The sequence below is a fragment of the Methylobacterium sp. Gmos1 genome (assembly GCF_053764715.1).
Map to the genome: position 1 here is coordinate 148,249 of NZ_JBSNCC010000014.1, position 21,045 is coordinate 169,293.

Sequence of the window (21,045 nt, forward strand, 5' to 3'; positions counted from 1 at the left end):
GCGCGTCGCGATACTCCCCCCTACTAGCACCAGTCGCCGCCTGTAAGAGGGCCAACAATCAGCACCGTGCCCCGCCGGGTCGCAACGGCGAAGGTTGGCTGGGTCGTTCCTCGGTGCGGTCAGTTTTTGTCGCCCGCAGGTGTGTCCGCATGACGCCAGTGCCCTCGCAGCTCGAACCGAAGCTTCTCCTCAAGAGCCTCCGGGCCTTCCGGCGAGGCGATTTCTCGACCCGCCTGCCCCTCGACCTGACCGGGATCGACGGCGAGATCGCCGAGGCGTTCAACGACATCGTCGAGCTCAATCAGGGGCTCGCGCGCGAGCTCGACCGCGTGGCCCGCACGGTCGGCAAGGACGGGCGGATCGGCGAGCGCGGCAAGCTGCCGGCGGCGACGGGCGGCTGGGTCGAGTGCGTCGACTCGGTCAACGCCATGATCGGCGATCTGGTCCAGCCGACCACGGAGGTCGCGCGGGTGATCGGCGCGGTGGCCAAGGGCGATCTCGGCCAGACCATGCAGCTCGAGATCGAGGGCCGGCCGCTCCGGGGCGAATTTTTGCGGATCGGCAAGGTCGTCAACACGATGGTCGATCAGCTCAACTCCTTCGCCTCGGAGGTGACGCGCGTGGCCCGCGAGGTCGGCTCGGAGGGCAAGCTCGGCGGCCAGGCCCAGGTCAAGGGCGTCGGCGGCACCTGGAAGGACCTCACCGACAACGTGAACCTGATGGCCGCCAACCTCACCGGCCAGGTGCGCAACATCGCCGACGTCACCACGGCAGTGGCCCGCGGCGACCTTTCGAAGAAGATCACCGTCGACGTCAAGGGCGAGATCCTGGAGTTGAAGAACACCATCAACACGATGGTGGACCAGCTCAACTCCTTCGCGAGCGAGGTGACCCGCGTCGCCAAAGAGGTCGGCACCGAAGGCAAGCTCGGCGGCCAGGCCCAGGTCAAGGGCGTCGGCGGCGTCTGGGCCGACCTGACCGACAACGTCAACATGATGGCCGAGAACCTGACCGGCCAGGTGCGCAACATCGCCGAGGTCACGACGGCCGTCGCCCGCGGCGACCTGTCGAAGAAGATCACCGTCGATGTGAAGGGCGAGATCCTGGCCCTCAAGCTGACCATCAACACGATGGTGGACCAGCTGAACTCCTTCGCCTCGGAGGTCACCCGCGTCGCCCGCGAGGTCGGCACCGAAGGCAAGCTCGGCGGCCAGGCCCAGGTCGACGGCGTCGGAGGAACCTGGGCCGACCTGACGAACAACGTGAACCTGATGGCCGCGAACCTGACCGGCCAGGTGCGCAACATCGCCGACGTGACCACCGCTGTCGCCAACGGCGACCTGTCGAAGAAGATCACCGTCGACGTCAAAGGCGAGATCCTGGAATTGAAGAACACCATCAACACGATGGTGGACCAGCTCAACTCCTTCGCCTCGGAGGTCACCCGCGTCGCCAAGGAGGTCGGCTCGGAGGGCAAGCTCGGCGGCCAGGCCCAGGTCAAGGGCGTGGCCGGCACCTGGGCCGACCTCACCGACAACGTGAACCTGATGGCCGCGAACCTGACCGGTCAGGTGCGCAACATCGCCGAGGTCACCACGGCGGTTGCCAACGGCGATTTGTCGAAGAAGATCACCGTCGACGTCAAGGGCGAGATCCTGGAGTTGAAGAACACCATCAACACGATGGTGGACCAGCTCAATTCGTTCGCGAGCGAGGTCACCCGCGTCGCCAAGGAGGTCGGCTCGGAGGGCAAGCTCGGCGGTCAGGCCCGCGTCGAGGGCGTGGCCGGCACCTGGGCCGACCTGACGAACAACGTGAACCTGATGGCGGCGAACCTGACGGGTCAGGTGCGCAACATCGCCGATGTGACCACCGCTGTCGCCAACGGCGACCTCTCGAAGAAGATCACGGTCGACGTACGGGGCGAGATCCTGGAGCTCAAATCCACCATCAACACGATGGTGGACCAGCTGAACTCCTTCGCCTCCGAGGTGACGCGGGTTGCCCGCGAGGTGGGGACCGAGGGCAAGCTCGGCGGTCAGGCCCAGGTGAAGGGCGTCGGCGGCGTCTGGAAGGGGCTGACCGACAACGTCAACATGATGGCGGCGAACCTGACCGGCCAGGTGCGCAACATCGCCGAGGTGACGACCGCGGTCGCCAACGGCGATTTGTCGAAGAAGATCACCGTCGCGGTCGAGGGCGAGATCCTGGAATTGAAGTCCACCATCAACACGATGGTGGATCAGCTCAACTCCTTCGCCTCGGAGGTGACGCGCGTGGCCCGCGAGGTCGGCATCGAGGGCAAGCTCGGCGGCCAGGCTCAGGTGAAAGGCGTCGGCGGCACCTGGAAGGATCTGACCGACAACGTCAACATGATGGCCGAGAACCTGACCGGCCAGGTGCGCAACATCGCCGAGGTCACGACCGCGGTCGCCAACGGCGACCTCTCGAAGAAGATCACCGTCGACGTGCGCGGCGAGATCCTGGAGCTCAAATCCACCATCAACACGATGGTGGATCAGCTGAACTCCTTCGCCTCGGAAGTCACGCGGGTTGCCCGCGAGGTGGGGACCGAGGGCAAGCTCGGTGGTCAGGCGCAGGTCAAGGGCGTCGGTGGCACCTGGAAGGACCTCACCGACAACGTGAACATGATGGCGGCCAACCTCACCGGCCAGGTGCGCGGCATCGCCAGCGTCGTGACGGCGGTGGCGCAGGGCGACCTCAAGCGCAAGCTCTCGGTCGATGCCAAGGGCGAGATCGCGGCGCTCGCCAACACCGTCAACGAGATGATCGAGACGCTGGCGACCTTCGCCGACCAGGTCACGAACGTCGCCCGCGAGGTCGGCGTCGAGGGCAAGCTCGGCGGCCAGGCGCGGGTGCCGGGCGCCGCCGGCCTGTGGCGCGACCTCACCGACAACGTGAACCAGCTGGCGGCCAACCTGACGACCCAGGTACGCGCCATCGCGGAGGTCGCGACCGCGGTGACCAAGGGCGACCTCGCCCGCTCGATCGCCGTCGAGGCCTCGGGCGAGGTCGCGGCGTTGAAGGACACGATCAACGAGATGATCCGCAACCTGCGGGACACGACGTTGAAGAACGCCGAGCAGGACTGGCTGAAGACCAACCTCGCCAAGTTCACCCGGATGCTGCAGGGCGAGCGCGACCTCGCCACCGTCTCGAACCTGATCCTGTCCGAGATCGCACCGCTGGTGAACGCCCAGCGCGGGGTGTTCTACATGGTCGAGGACGAGGCCGGCGAGCCGATCCTCGACCTCGTGGCGAGCTACGCCTTCACCGAGCGCAAGAACCTCTCGAACCGCTACCGCCTGCGCCAGGGGCTCGTCGGGCAGTGCGCCTACGAGAAGAAGCGCATCCTGCTCACCAACGTGCCGGGCGACTACGTCACCATCGGCTCGGCGCTCGGCGAGGCGACGCCGCTCAACATCATCGTGCTGCCGGTGCTGTTCGAGCAGGAGGTGCGCGCGGTGATCGAGCTCGCCTCGTTCAACCGGTTCAGCGAGACGCACCAGTCCTTCCTCGATCAGCTCACCGAGTCGATCGGCATCGTGCTGAACACGATCGCGGCGAACATGCGCACGGAAGGCCTCCTCAAGCAGTCGCAGCTGCTGACCGGCGAATTGCAGAGCCGCCAGGAGGAGCTCAAGAAGACCAACGACAGGCTCGAGCTCCAGGCCGCCTCGCTCCAGCAATCCGAGGACCTGCTGAAGAACCAGCGCGAGCGGCTGCAGCAGACCAACGAGGAGCTGGAGGAGAAGGCCCGCCTGCTCGAGATCCAGAAGCGCGAGGTCGAGGGCAAGAACCGCGAGGTCTCGGTCGCCAAGACGGCGCTCGAGGAGAAGGCCGAGCAGCTGAGCCTGACCTCGCGCTACAAGTCGCAGTTCCTGGCGAACATGAGCCACGAGCTGCGCACACCGCTCAACAGCCTGCTGATCCTCTCGAAGCTCCTGTCCGAGAACCGCGACGGCAACCTGACCGACAAGCAGCGCGAATTCGCCAAGACCATCAACGCCGCCGGCACCGATCTCCTGTCGCTCATCAACGACATCCTCGACCTGTCGAAGATCGAATCCGGCACGGTATCGCTCGAGATCGGCGACCTCGCCCTGCCCGACCTCGTCGAGAACCTCGACCGGACCTTCCGGCAGGTCGCCGAGGAGCGTCACCTCGCCTTCGAGATCGCGGTCGAGCCGGGCCTGCCGCGCTCCGTGCGCACCGACTCGAAGCGGCTGCAGCAGGTCCTGCGCAACCTGCTCTCCAACGCCTTCAAGTTCACCGAGAAGGGGGGCGTCTCCCTGAAGATCGGCTCGGCGGAGGGCTCGCCGCTGCGGGCTGGAAGCCGGTGGATGGCGATGTCGGTGACCGACACCGGGATCGGCATCGCGGAGGACAAGCAGCGCATCATCTTCGAGGCGTTCCAGCAGGCCGACGGGACCACGAGCCGCAAGTATGGCGGCACCGGCCTCGGCCTCGCGATCAGCCGCGAGATCGCGCGCCTGCTCGGCGGCGAGATCGTGGTGGAGAGCCGCGTCGGCACGGGCAGCACCTTCACCCTGTTCCTGCCTTGCGAGCCGCCGGTGCAGGCGGTCGCGGCCCGCGTGGCGGACGGATCCGAGGCGAACGGGGCCTCGGCCCCGATGGGGCGCCAGCCCAACGCCGCGATGGCGCTCTCGGCCTCGGCGGACGACCGTCACGCGATCCACGCGGGCGATCACACCGTGCTCATCGTCGAGGACGACGCGATGTTCGCCTCGGTGCTGCTGGAGCTGGCGCGCGAGCGCGGGTTCAAGGGCCTGATCGCCCAGGACGGCGCAGGCGCGCTGAGCCTCGCCCATCGCTTCAAGCCGCACGCGATCACCCTCGATATCGGCCTGCCCGACATGGACGGCTGGGCGCTCCTCGACCTCCTCAAGAACGATCCGCGGACCCGGCACATCCCGATCCACGTCATCTCCGTCAACGACGAGAAGAAGCGGGGATTACGCGCGGGCGCCTTCGGCTTCCTGGAGAAGCCGGTCGACCGGGAGGGCCTGATGCGCGCCCTCGAACGGTCGAAGGACTTCATCACCCGGCCGGTGCGCAACCTCCTGCTCGTCGAGGACGACGAGAACCAGCGCGCGAGCATCACGGCGCTGCTGGCCGAGGAGGACGTCAGGATCTTCGCCGTCGGCACCGCCGCGGCCGCCTTGGAGGCGGTGACGGGCGGGCGCTTCGACTGCGCGATCGTCGACCTCGGCCTGCCCGATCTCGGTGGCTCCGAGCTGATCGAGCAGATCCGCGCCTCGCAGGACGGCGAGGAGCTGCCGATCATCGTCTATACCGGCCGGGAGCTGACGGCGGCCGAGGAGCAGCAGCTCCGGACCACCGCCTCGACGATCATCCTGAAGGACACCCGCTCGTCCGAGCGCCTCCTCGACGAGACCGCCCTCTTCCTGCACCGGGCGATCGGCCATGCGCGGCCGGAGGACCAGATCATCGTCGAGGGCGCGGACACCGCGACCCTGCAGGGCTGCCAGGTCATCCTGGTCGATGACGACATGCGCAACATCTTCTCGCTGACGAGCGCGCTGGAGGAGCACGGGCTCAAGGTGCTGTTCGCCGAGAACGGGCAGGACGGCATCGATCTCCTCACGGCCAACCCGACCGTCGACGCGATGCTGATCGACATCATGATGCCGGGGATGGACGGTTACGAGACGATCCGGGCCATCCGGGCGATGCCCGCCTTCCGCCGCCTGCCGCTCATCGCGGTGACCGCGAAGGCGATGAAGGGCGATCGCGAGAAGTGCCTCGAGGCCGGCGCCTCCGACTACGTCTCGAAGCCCGTCGATATCGACCAGCTCCTCGCCGCGCTCCGGGTCCAGCTGGCGCGGCGGATCGGCGGCAAGAACGGCGCGGCCGTGATCAGGGAGGGCGCGCGGGCACCGGCGCAGAAGCCGCTGTGACGTCGCCGCCGGACACCCCGACCCCGATGGACGCCGATACCGGGCACTGCACGGGGAGCGCGGCCCCCGAGCAGCTCCCGATCCGGGCCAAGATCCTGATCGTCGACGACGATCGGCGCAACCTGCTCGCCGCGTCCGAGATCCTCGCCGATCCGGCGCTCGACCTCGTGCTGGCGGACTCGCCCGAGGAGGCCCTGCGCCGGACCCTGCGGGAGGAGTTCGCCCTGATCCTGCTCGACGTGCAGATGCCGCGCATGGACGGCTACGAGGTCGCCACCCTGATCCGCAGCCGTCCGCGCACCTCCTGCGTCCCGATCCTGTTCCTCACCGCGCACAACAAGGAGGACATGCACATCTTCCGCGGCTACTCCGCCGGCGCGGTGGACTACGTGTTCAAGCCGATCCAGCCCCTGGTGCTGAAGTCGAAGGTCGACGTCTTCGTCGATCTCTACCGCAAGACCGAGGAGATCAAGCGCAAGGCGGCTGCCGAGAAGCAGCTCCTGCTCGAGAACCTGCGCGTGCGCGGCGAGAAGCTGGAAGCCGAGCGGGCCCTGCGCCGGCGCGAGGAGCACCAGGCGGCCGTGCTGCGGGGGCTGCCGATCGCGCTCTACACCTCCCAGGTCGGGGTCGAGGAGAGGCGGCTGCACTTCACCAACGACAGCATCGAGCGCATCACCGGCTTCTCACGCAGCGCCTTCGCCACGTCCGGACTCTGGGAATCGCGGCTCGACCCCGAGGACAGCGAACGCATCCTCCGGGATCTGCATGATCTCACGGAGAGCGGCGCGGCCACCCTCGAATACCGCTGGCGCAATGCCGACGGCACGGAGCGGCACATCCTCGATCAGATCGTGGTCAAGAGCGGCGAGGACGGTGCGGCGGCCGAGCTGTTCGGGATGTGGTTCGACGTCACGGAGCGCAAGGAGCTCGAGCTCAGCCTGCAGCACGCCTCGAAGCTCGAGGCGGTCGGCCGCCTGACGGGTGGCATCGCGCACGACTTCAACAACATGCTGAGCATCGTGATCGGCAACCTCGATCTCGCGAAAGGATCGCTGCAGGACAACGAGAAAGCCCTCCGGCGGGTCGAGAACGCCATCGAGGGCGCGCATCGCTGCGCCGAGCTGACCGGCCGGCTGCTCGCCTTCTCGCGCCGCTCGCCCCTGCAGCCCCGTGCGCTCGATTTCGCCAGCTTCATCCCCGGCCTGACCAAGCTCCTCGCGCGCACGCTCGGCGAGCGGATCACCATCACGGCGGAGCTCGACGGCCAGCTTCCGGAGATCTGCGTCGACCACGCCCAGTTCGAGGCGGCCCTCATCAACCTCGCGGTCAATGCGCGGGACGCCATGCCGGACGGCGGCGCGCTCTGCATTCGCGTCCAGGGTCGCGAGGTTCCTGCACCGGGCGAGGCCGCGAGCCCGCGATGCGTCGACATCACGGTTGCCGACACGGGGACCGGAATGCCGCCCGCCATCCTCGCCCGGGTGTTCGAGCCGTTCTTCACCACGAAGGAGGCCGGCAAGGGAACCGGTCTCGGCCTCAGCATGGTGCACGGCTTCGTGCAGCAGAGCGGGGGAACCATCGCGGTCGACAGCACCCCGGGCCAGGGCACGCGCTTCGTCGTCACGCTGCCCGCGCTCGACCGACGCAGCATCCCGCCGGAGGTCGCCGAGCAGCCTGCCGCCGCCGCGGATGCCGTGGACGGGGCCGGCAAGGTCGTCCTCGTCGTCGAGGACGACGCCGATGTCCGCTCGACCATCATCTCGACGCTCGAGGCCCTCGCGTTCACGGTGCTGAGTGCGCAGGACGGCAGCCAGGCTCTCCGCATCCTGGAGCGTGAGCGCGATATCGCTCTCGTCTTCAGCGACGTGAACATGCCGGGCACGATGACCGGCATCGATCTCGGTCGCGTCATCCGCCGGCAATGGCCGCAGATGCCGATCCTGTTGACTTCAGGATATCTTCAGGAAAATCAAGATACCAGCGGTTTTGATTTACTATTTAAACCGTATCGCGTTGACGAGTTGGTAGAAAATTTGAGAACATTGCTGCAAGGCATTCACCGGAATGACGCCGATCGGATGCCGCCGTGATCCACGACACGCGTCCGTCACGCCCTGCACACTGCTTGTCTTTCAACGTAGCGAAGGCGCCGGGTCTGGCTGTGCGATAGGGGGCATTCGCCGAAAATAGCGTGTTATTGTGCCTCGGAGAGAAGGCCAGGATGTCGGTGCCTACCTTACTGATCACTTCCTTGGGCGCCGAGGAGTGGAACGAGGTTTTCGGTCAGTGAATCGTATTTGAGGCTGCCGCTTCCAGCGGGGCTGCGACCGCCGATTTTCCTGGACGGGATGAGAATGCAACCATTGATGCCGTCGGCAGCGTTGCATCTCATCGCGGATCTAACAGGTGCGCCGATCCGACGCCGCCTCGGGCGCGACAGCCCTGCGACAGGAGTAGAGGCGAGGATGGACCTGGCCGCGGCTGGCTGGGTTTGTCGTCGGATGTTGGACCCTGATTAGGTCCTGATGCTCTCGAAATCGCGTACGGAGATTTCGGCCGGGTCGCCCTCCTCGACATGAATCGCGGGCTGGTTCGCCACAGTCGGTCGAGCGCGTCGAGGACGCCGCTCTGCTGTCCGGACGCGGACGCTACATCGACGATCTCGGGCACAAGCCCGGCACGCTGCACGCGGCGATCCTGCGCTCCCCTCATGCGCACGCCGACATCCTCGGCATCGACGCCGGCTCGGCCCGCGCTCCCGGGCGTGGTCGCGGTGCTCAGCGGACGCGATCTCGCCGACGTCGCCGGTCCCCTCGTCCCGGCGCGCCGCGCCGCCGTGGACGCACGGGCGATCGCCGTCGACAGGGTTGCGCTACATCGGCGAGCCGGTCGCCGTGGTCGTGGCGCAGGACCGCTACGTCGCCGAGGACGGCTGCGACCTGATCGAGGTCGAGTACCGCGCCCGGCCGGCGGTGCTCGATCCCTTGGTGGCGCTGGCCGAGGACGCGCCCGTCCTGCACGAGGCCGTCGGGCGCAACCTCTTCAGCGACCGCGCCTTCCGGTATGGCGACCCGGAAGCCGCCTTCGCGAAGCCCCCCACACCCTCTCGGTGACGGTCCGCTATCCCCGGAAACACCGGCTCGCCGATGGAGACCTACGGGGTCGTCGCCGAGTACGACCCGGGTGACGATTAAGTGTCTCTCACAAAACTTCCGGTCACCGACGTCGCTCGATGGGGCGGCGCCAGCGCAGCGGGAGTTTCGTGAGGTGCACCAAGACGCCGACCGGCCTCGTGCGCGGCTTCGGCGGTCCGCAGGCCTGCTACCCCCACGAGCGCCTGATGCAGCGCAACGCCGCGACGCTCGGGCTGGACCCGCTCGACGTGATCCGGCGCAACCTGATCCCGGCGGAAGCCTTCCCGCACCGCACCGCACCGCACCGCGACTGGGGCGCTCTACGATTCGGGCGATTACCAGCGCGCCCTCGACGAGGCCGTCCGCGATGGTCATCTCGACGCTCTGCGCCGCCGCCGCGAGGCGGCACGGGCGGAGGGCGGTCGCACCGGCATCGGCTTCACCGCCGCGGTCGAGCCTAGCGTCTCGAACATGGGCTACATCACGACGGTGACCACCGCCGCGGAGCGCGAAGGCCGGCCCGACGAACGGCGCGCAGGCGCACCATCGCGACGAGATCCTCCTCGTGCCCGGCCTTCCGCACGGGGGCGGGTCAACGTCCCAGGAGAGACGCACGTAGAAGCCCGACGCCCGCATGCACGCGACGCGCTCCTCGAACGAGCGGGTACGGTCGCGGTCGTGCGGCAGCGTAGAGCAGGCGCGGCTCGACGCCTCCCGCCGGATCTCCTCGATTCTCGTCCGCCGCTCGGATTCGAGGCCCGGGATCTGCACGCTCGCTGCGCACCAATCGTAGACGGTGTGGTGGAGCCACCGGTGCACACCACAGGCGTCCGGGTTCATGGCCACACTGCGCCGGCTTGGAAGTAGAGGGCCTCGATCCGGGCAATCTCGGGTCAGCCGAACGCTCCTCCGAAAATGGCCTGCACATCGATAACGTCGACCATGCCAGGCCCGCCGCGGGCCATCTCCATGGCTCCCGCGAGCATGGCGCAAACTAAGATCATGCCGAGTCTGTCTATCGGCTTATGGAAGCTGCCAGGGACCGGAAATCCGGCATCACCGAGATCGCTGTACCAGGCGCCCAATCAGTCATCATGATGCTAACTCTGCGCGCCTTCGATCACATGACGATTGATTTAATTGTTATCGTCGGCTATAACCGCAAAAACAAGAATCTCCATCTCTTAATTCGTCAGCATAATGCTGCTCTTCCCTGTCGATCACAGGGACATACTTGGCGAGCGCGGATTGCCTCGACCTTAACGTTTCGCTGCCCCTCCCCCCGCCGCAAAGGCGGCGGGGTTAACCATCCGTCAGCGTTCGCCGGGGCGAGGGGCGTGGCCTGGATCGGGACATATCGGGCAAGGTAGGCTCCCAGATCGGCGCGTCCGGACCTGGAATCCGGATGCGGGACCAGCAAGCGTGCAGCAGAATCCGCCCGAGCAGCAGAAAGCCCCGGACGGGAGGTCCAGGGCTCCAAAACTTAAGTGGCTGACCCTATGAGGGAAAAGCCCGAATCTGATGGTAGCGGAGGAGGGATTTGAACCCCCGACACAAGGATTATGATCTGAGCTGAAAGCCCCCTACCCCACTGACCGGGATGAGCTTTTTTCTCGCTGCGCTAGGAGCGCGCTAGAATGCCCTCAGAGGCTTCAAGGCGATGCTGCTGCCCAAAGAGCTGGCCCAGCGTGTCCGCCGCTGGCCGTTTTCCGTTAAACGGAAGCGCCGCTAATTGATGATGGAGGAGCCGGGGTCACTGGCCAAATTTCGATGCCGGCTTTGCATTAAGGGCCGCCATCAGGTCGGCAGGTGCGGAACCGCCGCTCCCGACCCTTCTCGGTCCTTCGGAAGGTCCGCTTGCCGGCATTCTGATCGATTCCGAACGACGGAGCCTGGCCTTAAGCAGAATGGCCGCTTTCGAACACCTAGCTCTCAATAGATTGCAGCTTTGACTCCGCCCAGCAGGGTCGGAACCTCCCTCCGAGATTGCGTGCAGAGTTCCAGCTCTAGGACGTCTTATCAAAGCACTCGATGAGCATCTGAGTGAGGATCCGCACCGTTCGCACAGGATGCTGACCAGGAGGCCGAACGACGAATAATCCTGCCGGCGGGATCGGGTAGCGGCTCATGACGGGGACGAGCGCTCCGGACGCGAGTTGCTGCTCGATGAGCCTCTCCGGAAGATAAGCAATCCCGAGCCCGGCCGTCGCCGCGGCGACGAGTGCCGTCCCGTTGTCGGCCTTGAATCTTCCCTGCGGACGGATGGTGATGGTCTTTCGGCCATCCATGAACTGCCAGGCTTCGGTGCCCTGCATGAGAGCTTGGTGGTCGAGCAATTCACCGGGTGTCTCGGGCGCGCCGTGGGCGCTGATATAGTCCGGACTGGCGACAAGCTTACCGTAGATGGGACCAACGCGCCGAGCGATCAGGTTTGAGTTTTCAAGATGACCAAGCCTCACCCCGCAATCGAAGCCTTCGGCGACGAGATCTGCGAAGCGGTCGCTGTAGCAGACTTGAAGTTGGAGATGCGGGTGACGACGAGCCATATCCGCGAAGACGGCCGCCAGGTGGGTCGGGCCGAAGGAGAGCGGCGCGGCGACCCGTAGCCGACCACGAACGTCCCCGGCAGGCAGGATCGCCTCCTTAGCACTATCGATCTCGGCGCAGACTTTGGCTGCATGATCCCGGAACGTCGCTCCCGCTTCCGTAAGCGCAGCGCCCCGGGTGGTCCGCGCGAGCAACTGCACGCCCAGGTCGGACTCGAGACGCGCTAGCCGACGGCTCACGATCGATTTGGAGACACCGAGGCGCCGTGCCGCGGGTGTTACGCCTCCAGCATCCGCAATCTCCACAAAGGTTCTCAGCTCTTCGATGTCCAATGCGGCGTTCCCGATTTCGCGACACAGTGTGTCCTCAATCGACGCTATCGTAGCGCGAAACGCAAGGGCACTGTCGGTCCGGCATCGCCTCAGGCGGCGCATGTCTCTCCGAACTCGATCTTATTCGACGGCAGCAAAGGATCGTCATGACCGTTCGCAATGGCCTTGCATCGCTTATTCGCCCAAAAGACTCGATCCTCGTCCTGATCGACCACCAGCCCTACCAGCTCGCAGGCCTGAACAGCCACGATCCGCACATGGTGGTCAACAACACGACGGCTCTGGCGAAAGCCGCGAAGGTGTTTGGCGTTCCTACAATCCTGACAAGCGTGCTTGCCGACCGGGGCGGAGTCGTTTTTCCACAGGTGACCGAAGTCTTTGCGGGCCAGGAGGTGATCGACAGAACGCTCATCAACACTTGGGAGGATGAGAAGGTCGTGGACGCGGTCAAGGCGACGGGTCGCAAGCAGCTGATTATCGCGGGGCTTTGGACCGAAGTCTGTGTCGCGATGCCGGCAATCCAGGCGGCCGGCGAAGGGTGGGACGTCACGGTGGTCGCCGACGCCTGCGGCGGTGTCTCGATCGAGGCCCACGAGGTCGCCATTCACCGCATGATCCACGCCGGCGTGAACATGATGACCTGGCTGGCGGTGATGGCCGAATGGCAGCGCGACTGGGCCCGGCTGGACACGGCAGTCGGGGTCACCGAAGTCCTTAAGCAACACGCTGCGGGCTGCGGGATCGCATATCTTTGGGAGCAACAGCTGCTCAACACGCCGGTCCCGAGCGCTGCAAGCTGATCCGAGCACGAGAACCCTTGGCGCAGGCGGGCCTGATCCGGTGACTGCGCGGCGCTGGACTCGCTACCGCGATGAGGTCTCGGGTCCTCGCTCAACGGCGGACGACCGATACCGCAGCTCACCGATTTCGGCCACGGCGTGCGGCGTTCCGGAACCAGCGACACAGCCCCGATGCGACTCGGAACAACTCTGTTAACATAAATTCGAAATTACAGTCTTGTATCGGAGAGGAATGCAAATCTATGAAGAAGCTAGCAAGCTCGGCAATCAGGAACGCAGATGCCGCATCAGTCCAAACCGACATCGAGAACGTACTTCTCGCCTATGAGACGGCGCTGAACGCCTCGGACCTTGACAAAGTGCTGAGCGTATTCGCGCCCGACGGCGTCTTCATGGCTCCCAATAGCCCTTCGACGGTCGGCGCCGATGCGATACGGGCTGCCTACAACGGCATTTTTCAGACGATCACCTTCGATACCGAGTTAACGGTCGAGGAGGTCGTGCAGGTCGCTCCGGACTGGGCTTTTGCTCGCACCAGCTCGAACGGACACGTAACTGTCAACGCAATCAAACAGCGCGTTCCCGACGCCAACCACGAGCTGTTCATTCTGCACAAGGGCTATGGCGACGCGTGGAAGATTGCACGTTATTCGTTCGCAACAACGAATCCGCCGCCCCAATAATCGAGGGTCTGCAACGTCTATCAAATCAAGGAGGCGCGTGCGGTGGACTGGACCGCGATCTTGCCCGTCAGCAATTCCGTCCAGTCCATTGTGGTCGTGATTAGGCGTGGTAGGTGATCCTTGATGAGGTCCTGGCAAGGGCGCCTGACGATCGTCGCCGTCCTCTCGGCGTTCTCGACAGCATCGCACGCGCAGAACTCCTCACCCGACGTCGGCGGTTTCTCACTCAGCCGCGAGATCGACCAGCGTCTGAACACGATCCGCGATCGGTCGGATGATCTGTTCGTGGCCGTGGCTAACGTCCCCGAAGCGACTGGCCGAGCTGCGGAGATGCTCGTCGCCGATGAGCGCATGACGCCGAGAGGGCTCGTTACTCGGCTCAGCCTACTCTGGCTGGGTGGGTGGCTCGCCGAGCGGCTGTTCTGGCGCTGGTCCGCTGTCTGGATGCGGCGGATCGCCGATAGCCCCCTCGCGACACCGCGCCAGAGGGCCGCCGCACAGGCACAGCGCCTCCTGTTCGCTCAGAGTCTCGTCGTCTGCTTCGCGGCCGGTTCCTGCCTTTCCTACCTCGTCGCCGCCCCCCCGGGCGCGGCAGGCGTCATGGCCCTCAACGCGCTCCTGGCCATCCTCGCGGTGCGCAGCGCCCGCGTGGTCGGCCGCTTCCTGCTCGCCCCCGGCGGTGCACGGCTTCGCCTCGTCGCCCTGTCGACGGTCGCGGCGTGGCGCGCGCAGCGGGGCGCAACAGCCATAGCCTTCGTCGCGGCTGCGGGCCTCCTATGGTCGGCCATGCTGCGATTGGGTGGCGACGACGCGACCGTTGCCGATGCCGTCGCGCATGCGACGCTGCTGCTCACCGCATTGCTGGTGCCCTTCGCGATCGGTGCGGTCGTCCTGTCCTCACGAGGGCCGGACGGGCGCTCGCCACGGCCGGCAGCTGTTGCCATGGCGCTTGTTCCGGCGATCTCGTGGTTGCTGTCGCAGGCCGGTCTTTCCGGAGCCGCCTGGGCTGTCCTGGTGCTGGGCCTCGCGCCGGCTCTGTCCCTCGTGCTGGGCGATGCAGCCCGGACGATCGCGTTCGGCCCGAATCGCTCCGGCACGTTCAGCCGTGAGGAACGCATCGTTGCGCGCGCGGCGCGCAATATTGCCTTCATCGCGGCCCTGCTCCTCTTGGTCGAAGGCCGTCCCGGTGCGGAGGGGGCTTTGGGCTTACCGATGACGGCCGAGATCGGGTCGGCTTTGCTGATCCTGCTCGGGACGGATCTCGCGTGGCAAATCATCAGCAGCCTGATCGACCGCGGTCTCGCTCGCGTAGGGAAAGACCGGCGTGCGGATCGCCTCGCCACGGTCCTGCCGGCCTTCCGAACAGGGGTGCTCGTCGCCCTAGCGGCCACGGCAGCCCTGAGTATGGCCTCGACCTTCGGCTTGCGGATCGGGCCGCTCCTCGCGGGCGCAGGCGTCGTTGGCCTAACCATCGGTTTCGGCGCGCAGGCCCTGGTGCGCGACGTCATCGCCGGATTATTTCTGTTGCTGGATGACGCGTTCCGTGTCGGCGAGACCATCGAGAGTGGCAGCCTGCAAGGCCAAGTCGAGGCGTTCTCGTTGCGCTCTGTGCGGCTGCGCGATGACAACGGGCACATGCACACCGTCGCGTTCGGCGAACTCAAGGCGGTCACGAACTTCTCGCGGGATTGGGCCGGTCTGGAAGTGCCGGTCTACGTGTCGCCCGGCGTGTCCTACGAGGCGGCTGCCGACGTCATCAGAGCCGCGATCGACGAGGTCGAAGCGGATGCAGACCTCGTATCATTGCTGATGGCGACACCGCGTTTTCTGGGGGCGACGGCACTGTCGGAGACCTCTGTCCGGTTCGCGGTGTCGATCCGCACGGTGCCCGGCAGCCAGGCACGTGTGAGATCGGAACTGCTGCGCCATGTCCTGTCGAATGCCGCCGCAGCGAATGTCGCGTTGGGCACCAGCCGGCCAGCCGCTTGACCGTATCGGAGAGGCAGACATCAGAAGCCTGGTGCCGAACTCGTTTGCGACCAGCGCCCGTCGCGCCCCACGCTACGGCCGACCTCGTAGAGCTGTGACATGTATCGACGGTCAAAGTTTCCGTCTGCCACCCCGTTGAAGCTCTCGGGTATTGCGCTGTAATGGAAACGCGTGCGACTCGCGCGCGCGGCTCGTGCTAAGTTGCCGAGATCTGCGAGGCTCTGCCCCTTGATGAGAGCGGCGATGGACCGCGTCGCGATCGAAAGCGTCTTCTCTTCCGAGGTTTGATACTCCGGCCCCAGCTTGCCGTTCCGGACGACATACAGCGTGCGTGCACGGGTGTGCCCGAACATTTGCAGCTCGATGTCCTCAAGCCGCATCTGAGGCGGAGCGAAAAAGACCTGGGAAGAAACGCCGCCGTCCACGTGCAGTTCGTCGTAGTCGCGACTGTCTCCGGCAGTCACCCGGATGCGCTGCGGCGGGAACACCGCGGGGATGGCGGAGGAAGCCAGGAGAAGCCGTACGAACAGCTCGCGGCGAGCGCTCCGATCGCCGGCAGCGATCGCCGTGAGGTCCCAGATGACCGGGCGTTGCGCGTCGAGGTTGGTCGTTTGCACCAGCAGGCGTCGTCCAAGCCGTCCCTCAGCCGCGATGCGGTCGAGGAAGTCATCCGTGACGTAGCGCTCGATAAGGCGGCGCAACGGCGCCGTATCGTTCATGGACGCGCCGAGAAGGCCGAGCGGACCGTTGCTGCGGTAGAGATCGTCATCGCCGTAGGCCGTGTAGATCTCGGCGAGGCTATCGTCGTAGGCCGGACCAAGGAACGCGAAGGGCGCGGCGAGCGCGCCGGTTGAGACGCCGGTCACGACCTCGAAGACGGGCCGCGTACCTCGCTCGGTCCATCCCTTGAGCAGGCCGGCCGCGTAGGCCCCATCGCCTCCACCCCCGGAGATAGCTAGGAAATCGGCCCGCGTCGCGACGGTCGGCTGGTTCGCTAGTGCGGTGTTGCGCAGCTGCCCGTACTGCCGCGTGAGCCCGGCTCGCAGATCAGGCGTCACCGCGTCTCCCCAAAATCGAATGCTGTTGGGGAAGCCTTCCGGGCGCGCGCCGACCGAGAGGGCGGACGGAAGCGGCTGCCGCGGCTCCATGGCGACGCAACCCTGCAATACAATGAAGCAGGCCGCAAACACGGCCATTCGCAGACCTAATTTCTCATTCACGGAGGCGTCTTCCTAGCGGATAGCGCCTACCGTGCCTGAACTGGTCACTAAGGCCAAGCTTGTCCGAGCGACCTGCGAAGCGAGCATGTGAGATGTCGTCCAAGCTTGATGGTTGATTGATCGAGCTGACGGAGCAGATCTAAGGCTCTGTGTCGGAAGGTGAAAATCTCTCGCGGAAGACGGTCGGCCACGGCATTCGAGCAGCCGCTTGCCGCGTCACGTTCCTGATCGCGCGACACCATTTCACCAAATGAGGAACGAGGCGCCGTCGCTTGTGCTGATCGGAGAGCGCCCGACGGAAGCGCCGCGTGGTCTATGGTCGCCGAACCTGATCTGCTGCGTGAGCGAGAGGATGAAGGATTGTAGAACCGATCTTAGAAATAAATGGCGTAAAGTCATCTGAGATATTTCTGGGCTTCCCGGTCGCCAACCTGCCACTCGCGCGACAGTAATCTGTGCCACCGTCGCGTCGATGTCCGATTCAGAGAAGCCTGCACCGGCTGAGGAACAATCTGGATGGGCGCCAAGCCGAATGTCAGCTTTCGTCCTCCTGGCCAAGGACGGCTCCCCACCCCCAGCAGACCTTCGATCTGTGAACGTTCCGATAATGCACACACCGTAGGAAGAAGCGGACCTAAGACGGCGGCTACTGTCGTTACGGCCTGCGATGCGTCAGGATCGCCCCGGAGCTCGCATGAGCCTCCGATGCGCCAACACTCCTACCCGAGGTGTCTTGATGTCGTTCGAAACGATGGGGGACCAGCGGCGAGGCACATGCCAGGTGCTCGGTCGGATCGACCATCGAGCCCGGCTGGTCATCGAACGACGGATCAACGGCGCCGGCTCTCACCCGACGCAAGCCTACCCCTGCAACGAACTCATCGTGATGCTGGGCGGGCACGCGGTCGTACGGCGGAGCGGTGACGGCAAGAACGAGAAGTGCCTCGCCAAGGCCGGAACGGCCTGGACCGGACCCGTCGGCTTCATGGAGAAGGCGGAGCTTTCTAAAGCGATCTCGTGTCTCCACGTGTGCCTGCCGCCGGCATTGATCGAGCATAGCGCCCTTGCGGATTACGGCATCGATGCCTCCCTGATCGAGCTGGCCTTCGTCGGGGGCTTGGCTGACCCACTCCTCGTTACCTTCGCGCGAGCCTTCGAGGGCTTGCTGGACAAGCCGCCAATGCCGACGAACCGCTTGTTCGTCGACGGTCTGACGACCGCGCTGGCCGCCTACATGATCGCCAATTACACGGTCGACCGCTGGAAGCCGTCTACGGCGGCGCAGAAGCTCGACGAGCGCCGGCTCAAACGCGTGACCGACTACGTCGACGCTCACTACGCCGAACCCATCCCGCTCGAACGACTTGCAGCCGAGGCCTACCTCAGTCCCTTCCACTTCTCGCGCCTGTTTCGCGAGGCGACCGGTCTGACCCCACATCGCTACGTGACCGAACGGCGCGTCCGTGCGGCCCAGGAGGCGTTGGCGCTCGACCGGGCCACGCTCCTCGAGGTCGCGGTCGACCATGGCTTTGGCTCCCAGGACAACTTCACGCGGGTCTTCCGGAGGAGCACCGGCCTGACGCCCGGGCAATACCGGACCATGTTCCGCCGCTAGGACGGCCCGAGCGTGGTTGCTCTCGCCGAACATCGCAAGATCGGCCGGTAAGCTCGCAAGGACGGTCGATACGCTGGCGCTGCTGGACTGTAGACCGTCATGCAAGGCTTGGCAGCACGGGCGGGTGAGACCTATCGCGTCTCCCCGCTTGAAGACGCCAGCCCCGATGTCGCTCTGAATTCCGCACCTCGGAGAAGCCATGACCATCAGGGACGCCCTGCTCGCCGGCCCGCTCGGCTTCGGCGCCGCACCTCTCGGCAACATGTTTCGCGACATCCCCGACGACGAGGCAGAAGCTACGGTCGACGCAGCTTGGAAAGCTGGCACGCGCTACTTCGACACCGCGCCCTTCTACGGGAGTGGGCTGTCGGAAATCAGGCTCGGCAAGGCCCTGTCGAAGTATCCGCGCGACGGCTACCGCCTCAGCACCAAGGTCGGGCGCATCATCCTCGACGAGGTCGAGACCGGGGCACGCGACCAAGGCGAGAAAGGCGAGATCTTCAAGTACGGGCGCCCGAACAAGGTCGTCTACGACTACACGGCCGATGGCGCAAAGCGATCTATCGAGGACAGCTTGAAGCGCATGGGCGTCGACCGGCTGGACTTCGTCTGGGTGCACGATATCGCCAGGGACTTCCATGGCGACAAGTGGATCCGCCTGTTCGAGCAGGCACGCACCGGCGCCTTTCCCGTCCTCGACCGACTGCGCGACGAGGGTGTGATCAAGGCCTGGGGCTTGGGTGTGAACAACGTCGAGCCGGTGGAGCTCTTGCTCTCACTCGACGACGTGCGCCCGAATGGCACCCTGCTGGCGGGTCGCTACACGCTCCTCGATCATGGAAAGGCTCTTCAGCGCCTGATGCCCGCCGCCGTCGAGAAGAAGGTCGAGATCGTCATCGGTGGCCCGTACAGCTCCGGCGTCCTCGCGGGCGGCAAACACTTCGAGTACGGCTCGGTACCGCCGCAGATCGCCGCCAAGGTCGCGACCATAAAGCAGTTGTGCGGCCGATACGGTGTGCCGATCAAAGCCGCAGCACTTCACTTCTCGCTGGCCCATCCCGCATCCGCGGCGGTCATCCCCGGTGCGAGCCGTCCGGAGCGCATCGCCGAGGACCATGCCGCCATCACTTCCGAGGTGCCTCAAGAGTTCTGGCGCGACCTGCGCCGGAGCGGCGTCGTGGCGCCGGACGCGCCTCTCCCGTCCGGGCAGTAGGGGGCGATCATGGCGACGGCATCGGCAAGCGTCGAGATCCCAGCTCCCGCGTCCGAGGTATGGCAGCTCATCGGCGGGTTCGGCTCCCTGCCCGACTGGCTGCCGTACATCCTCAAGTCCGAGCTACATGAGGGTGGCCGCGTCCGGCACTTGGCGAACCCGGACGGCGGCGTCATCGTAGAGCGGCTGATGGCCTTCGACGAGGCGGGACGGAGCTACAGCTACCATATCCTCCAGTCGCCCTTCCCGCAGAGGGATTACCTCTCGACCTTGCGGGTCCAAGAGACCGGCGACGGCCAACGGTCACGGGTCGAGTGGTCCGGCGAGTTTCAGCCGATCGGGGTGAGCGACGCGGAGATCTCGACGCTCTTCCAGGGCATCTACGAAGATGGCCTTGCCGCTCTACGGAAGAGCTACGCCGACAGCCTGGATCGCCAGGGACAGCGATGACACTGCCAGCGATTGCCGGGTCGCCAAGGCCTACGAGTTCGCCGCCTCCTCGTTCGTGTCGGCGTTCGTGATGTTGATCAACCGGCGTATCGGCGCCAAGCCCGCGCCGAAGCGCGACGTGCCCCAGAGCATTGAGTGCCGGTCGTCCGCCCGCACAGGGCCTTCCCGCGCTGTGGCTTGAGCCGACGCGGGACAGCCTCGTGCCGGAGCCTCCCTTAATCCACGACCTTGAGGTCGTTCACATTCACGTCGCCATCCTGGGTGGTGAAGCTCGGTGCCCGGCCGTTTGACTGGGAGACGCCGCTGATGCGGTGGTCGCCGCTATCGTAGGTAGCCAGCTTGCCGTCGGTCTCGACGAGGAGCCGCTGCTTATCGGGGAAGAACGCGTAGCGCATGTTGTTCTGGCCACCGCTGGTCGAGGGCTGGCCAAGCTCCTGCGGCCACCAGGGCTCCGAGCCCTTCATCGGCTTCATGGGTTCCATGGGCTTCATCGGTTCCATAGCGCTCGGTCCTCTGGCGGGATGTCTGAAGCCAAAGCTACGCTCGAAGCGCCGAAAAGTTTCCCATAAAGCGAGGACGGCGAATAAAGCGAGGACGGCGAAATCTGTTGTTGAGCTTGTCGTTCGAGGACGTTGGGATAGGCGCCAGGATCGCTGCGGAAGCGGGCAAGCTGGGTTCGGGCCTGCCTGCGGATATTGAGGGTCCCGCATTAGCGGAGCTGCTCGTTTCAAGCTTGAAGCCGTCATGCTGGGCTCAGGATGCTCCAGGGTCAGTAGGGCGATGTAGCAGCTGCCCCAGCTGCTGTAGGTCCCTCGAACGCGCTGTACGACGCTCCTGGCGCTTGAGCGCTAACCGCCCTACCCTTCGCTAGACATGGGGCGAACTGCCCCCTTGTGACGCTGCTCGCTCTGAGCCCTCGACGTCTCCATGCGCTCGCCACTCACGGCGGCAGCAAAGCCCCAAAAGGCTCGCTGCTGGTCGTGTCCCTTGGAGTGGTGTAGCTGAGCGAGAGCGGGAGAGCCCGCCTGCGCGCCGTCACAGCGCTGTAGCAGGCGGGGTCTCTCGCGGGGGTGGCCATCGGCGGTGACGGGTTAGGATC

Annotated in this window: 12 protein-coding genes and 1 pseudogene; 9 read left to right on the forward strand and 4 right to left on the reverse strand. The window is 65.6% G+C overall.

The annotated features are described in order from the left end of the window. The first annotated feature begins 149 nt into the window (after positions 1–149). The 3 genes and pseudogenes from ACS5PV_RS23480 to ACS5PV_RS23490 all read left to right on the forward strand — a co-directional run. Complete coding sequence (locus tag ACS5PV_RS23480) at positions 150–5,963, forward strand: HAMP domain-containing protein (protein ID WP_455397756.1); 5,814 nt, start codon at positions 150–152, stop codon at positions 5,961–5,963. A 26-nt stretch (positions 5,964–5,989) separates the two neighbouring features. Then, entirely contained in the window at positions 5,990–8,053 is a 2,064-nt protein-coding gene (locus tag ACS5PV_RS23485; RefSeq protein ID WP_455397776.1) for a response regulator, read from the forward strand. Between the two features lie 538 nt (positions 8,054–8,591). Beyond that, positions 8,592–9,638: pseudogene (locus tag ACS5PV_RS23490) on the forward strand (xanthine dehydrogenase family protein molybdopterin-binding subunit); the annotation flags it as partial. A 352-nt stretch (positions 9,639–9,990) separates the two neighbouring features. On the opposite strand, the gene ACS5PV_RS23495 reads toward ACS5PV_RS23490, so the two are convergent. Both ACS5PV_RS23495 and ACS5PV_RS23500 read right to left on the reverse strand, forming a co-directional pair. Then, positions 9,991–10,182: a hypothetical protein gene (locus tag ACS5PV_RS23495; RefSeq protein ID WP_455397757.1), complete on the reverse strand. Its 192-nt coding sequence runs from the start codon at positions 10,180–10,182 to the stop codon at positions 9,991–9,993. A gap of 921 nt (positions 10,183–11,103) precedes the next feature. Next, a complete protein-coding gene (locus ACS5PV_RS23500; protein ID WP_455397758.1) occupies positions 11,104–11,976 on the reverse strand; it encodes a LysR family transcriptional regulator in 873 nt (290 codons plus the stop codon). Positions 11,977–12,122: 146 nt separating this feature from the next. On the opposite strand from ACS5PV_RS23500, the gene ACS5PV_RS23505 reads away from it, so the two are divergent. The 3 genes from ACS5PV_RS23505 to ACS5PV_RS23515 all read left to right on the forward strand — a co-directional run bounded on the left by ACS5PV_RS23505 (position 12,123) and on the right by ACS5PV_RS23515 (position 15,448). Continuing rightward, on the forward strand, positions 12,123–12,776 hold the full coding sequence (locus ACS5PV_RS23505; RefSeq protein ID WP_455397759.1) for a hydrolase: 654 nt from the start codon (positions 12,123–12,125) through the stop codon (positions 12,774–12,776). Positions 12,777–13,018: 242 nt separating this feature from the next. Beyond that, complete coding sequence (locus ACS5PV_RS23510; protein ID WP_455397760.1) at positions 13,019–13,459, forward strand: YybH family protein; 441 nt, start codon at positions 13,019–13,021, stop codon at positions 13,457–13,459. A gap of 123 nt (positions 13,460–13,582) precedes the next feature. Beyond that, complete coding sequence (locus tag ACS5PV_RS23515; RefSeq protein WP_455397761.1) at positions 13,583–15,448, forward strand: mechanosensitive ion channel family protein; 1,866 nt, start codon at positions 13,583–13,585, stop codon at positions 15,446–15,448. Between the two features lie 20 nt (positions 15,449–15,468). Here ACS5PV_RS23515 and ACS5PV_RS23520 read toward each other — a convergent pair whose 3' ends face one another. Beyond that, positions 15,469–16,668 carry a patatin-like phospholipase family protein gene (locus ACS5PV_RS23520; protein WP_455397762.1) on the reverse strand — a complete coding sequence of 400 codons (1,200 nt, stop codon included), beginning with the start codon at positions 16,666–16,668 and terminating at the stop codon, positions 15,469–15,471. Between the two features lie 736 nt (positions 16,669–17,404). On the opposite strand from ACS5PV_RS23520, the gene ACS5PV_RS23525 reads away from it, so the two are divergent. From ACS5PV_RS23525 to ACS5PV_RS23535, 3 genes are all read left to right on the forward strand, one after another. Beyond that, a complete protein-coding gene (locus ACS5PV_RS23525) occupies positions 17,405–18,283 on the forward strand; it encodes a helix-turn-helix domain-containing protein (protein ID WP_455397763.1) in 879 nt (292 codons plus the stop codon). A 199-nt stretch (positions 18,284–18,482) separates the two neighbouring features. After that, complete coding sequence (locus ACS5PV_RS23530) at positions 18,483–19,496, forward strand: aldo/keto reductase (protein ID WP_455397764.1); 1,014 nt, start codon at positions 18,483–18,485, stop codon at positions 19,494–19,496. 9 nt (positions 19,497–19,505) lie between these two features. Further along, the gene (locus ACS5PV_RS23535; RefSeq protein WP_455397765.1) at positions 19,506–19,946 is read left to right on the forward strand and encodes an SRPBCC family protein; all 441 of its coding nucleotides are present in this window, start codon (positions 19,506–19,508) and stop codon (positions 19,944–19,946) included. A 215-nt stretch (positions 19,947–20,161) separates the two neighbouring features. Here ACS5PV_RS23535 and ACS5PV_RS23540 read toward each other — a convergent pair whose 3' ends face one another. Next, complete coding sequence (locus tag ACS5PV_RS23540) at positions 20,162–20,446, reverse strand: hypothetical protein (RefSeq protein ID WP_455397766.1); 285 nt, start codon at positions 20,444–20,446, stop codon at positions 20,162–20,164. Positions 20,447–21,045: the final 599 nt, after the last annotated feature.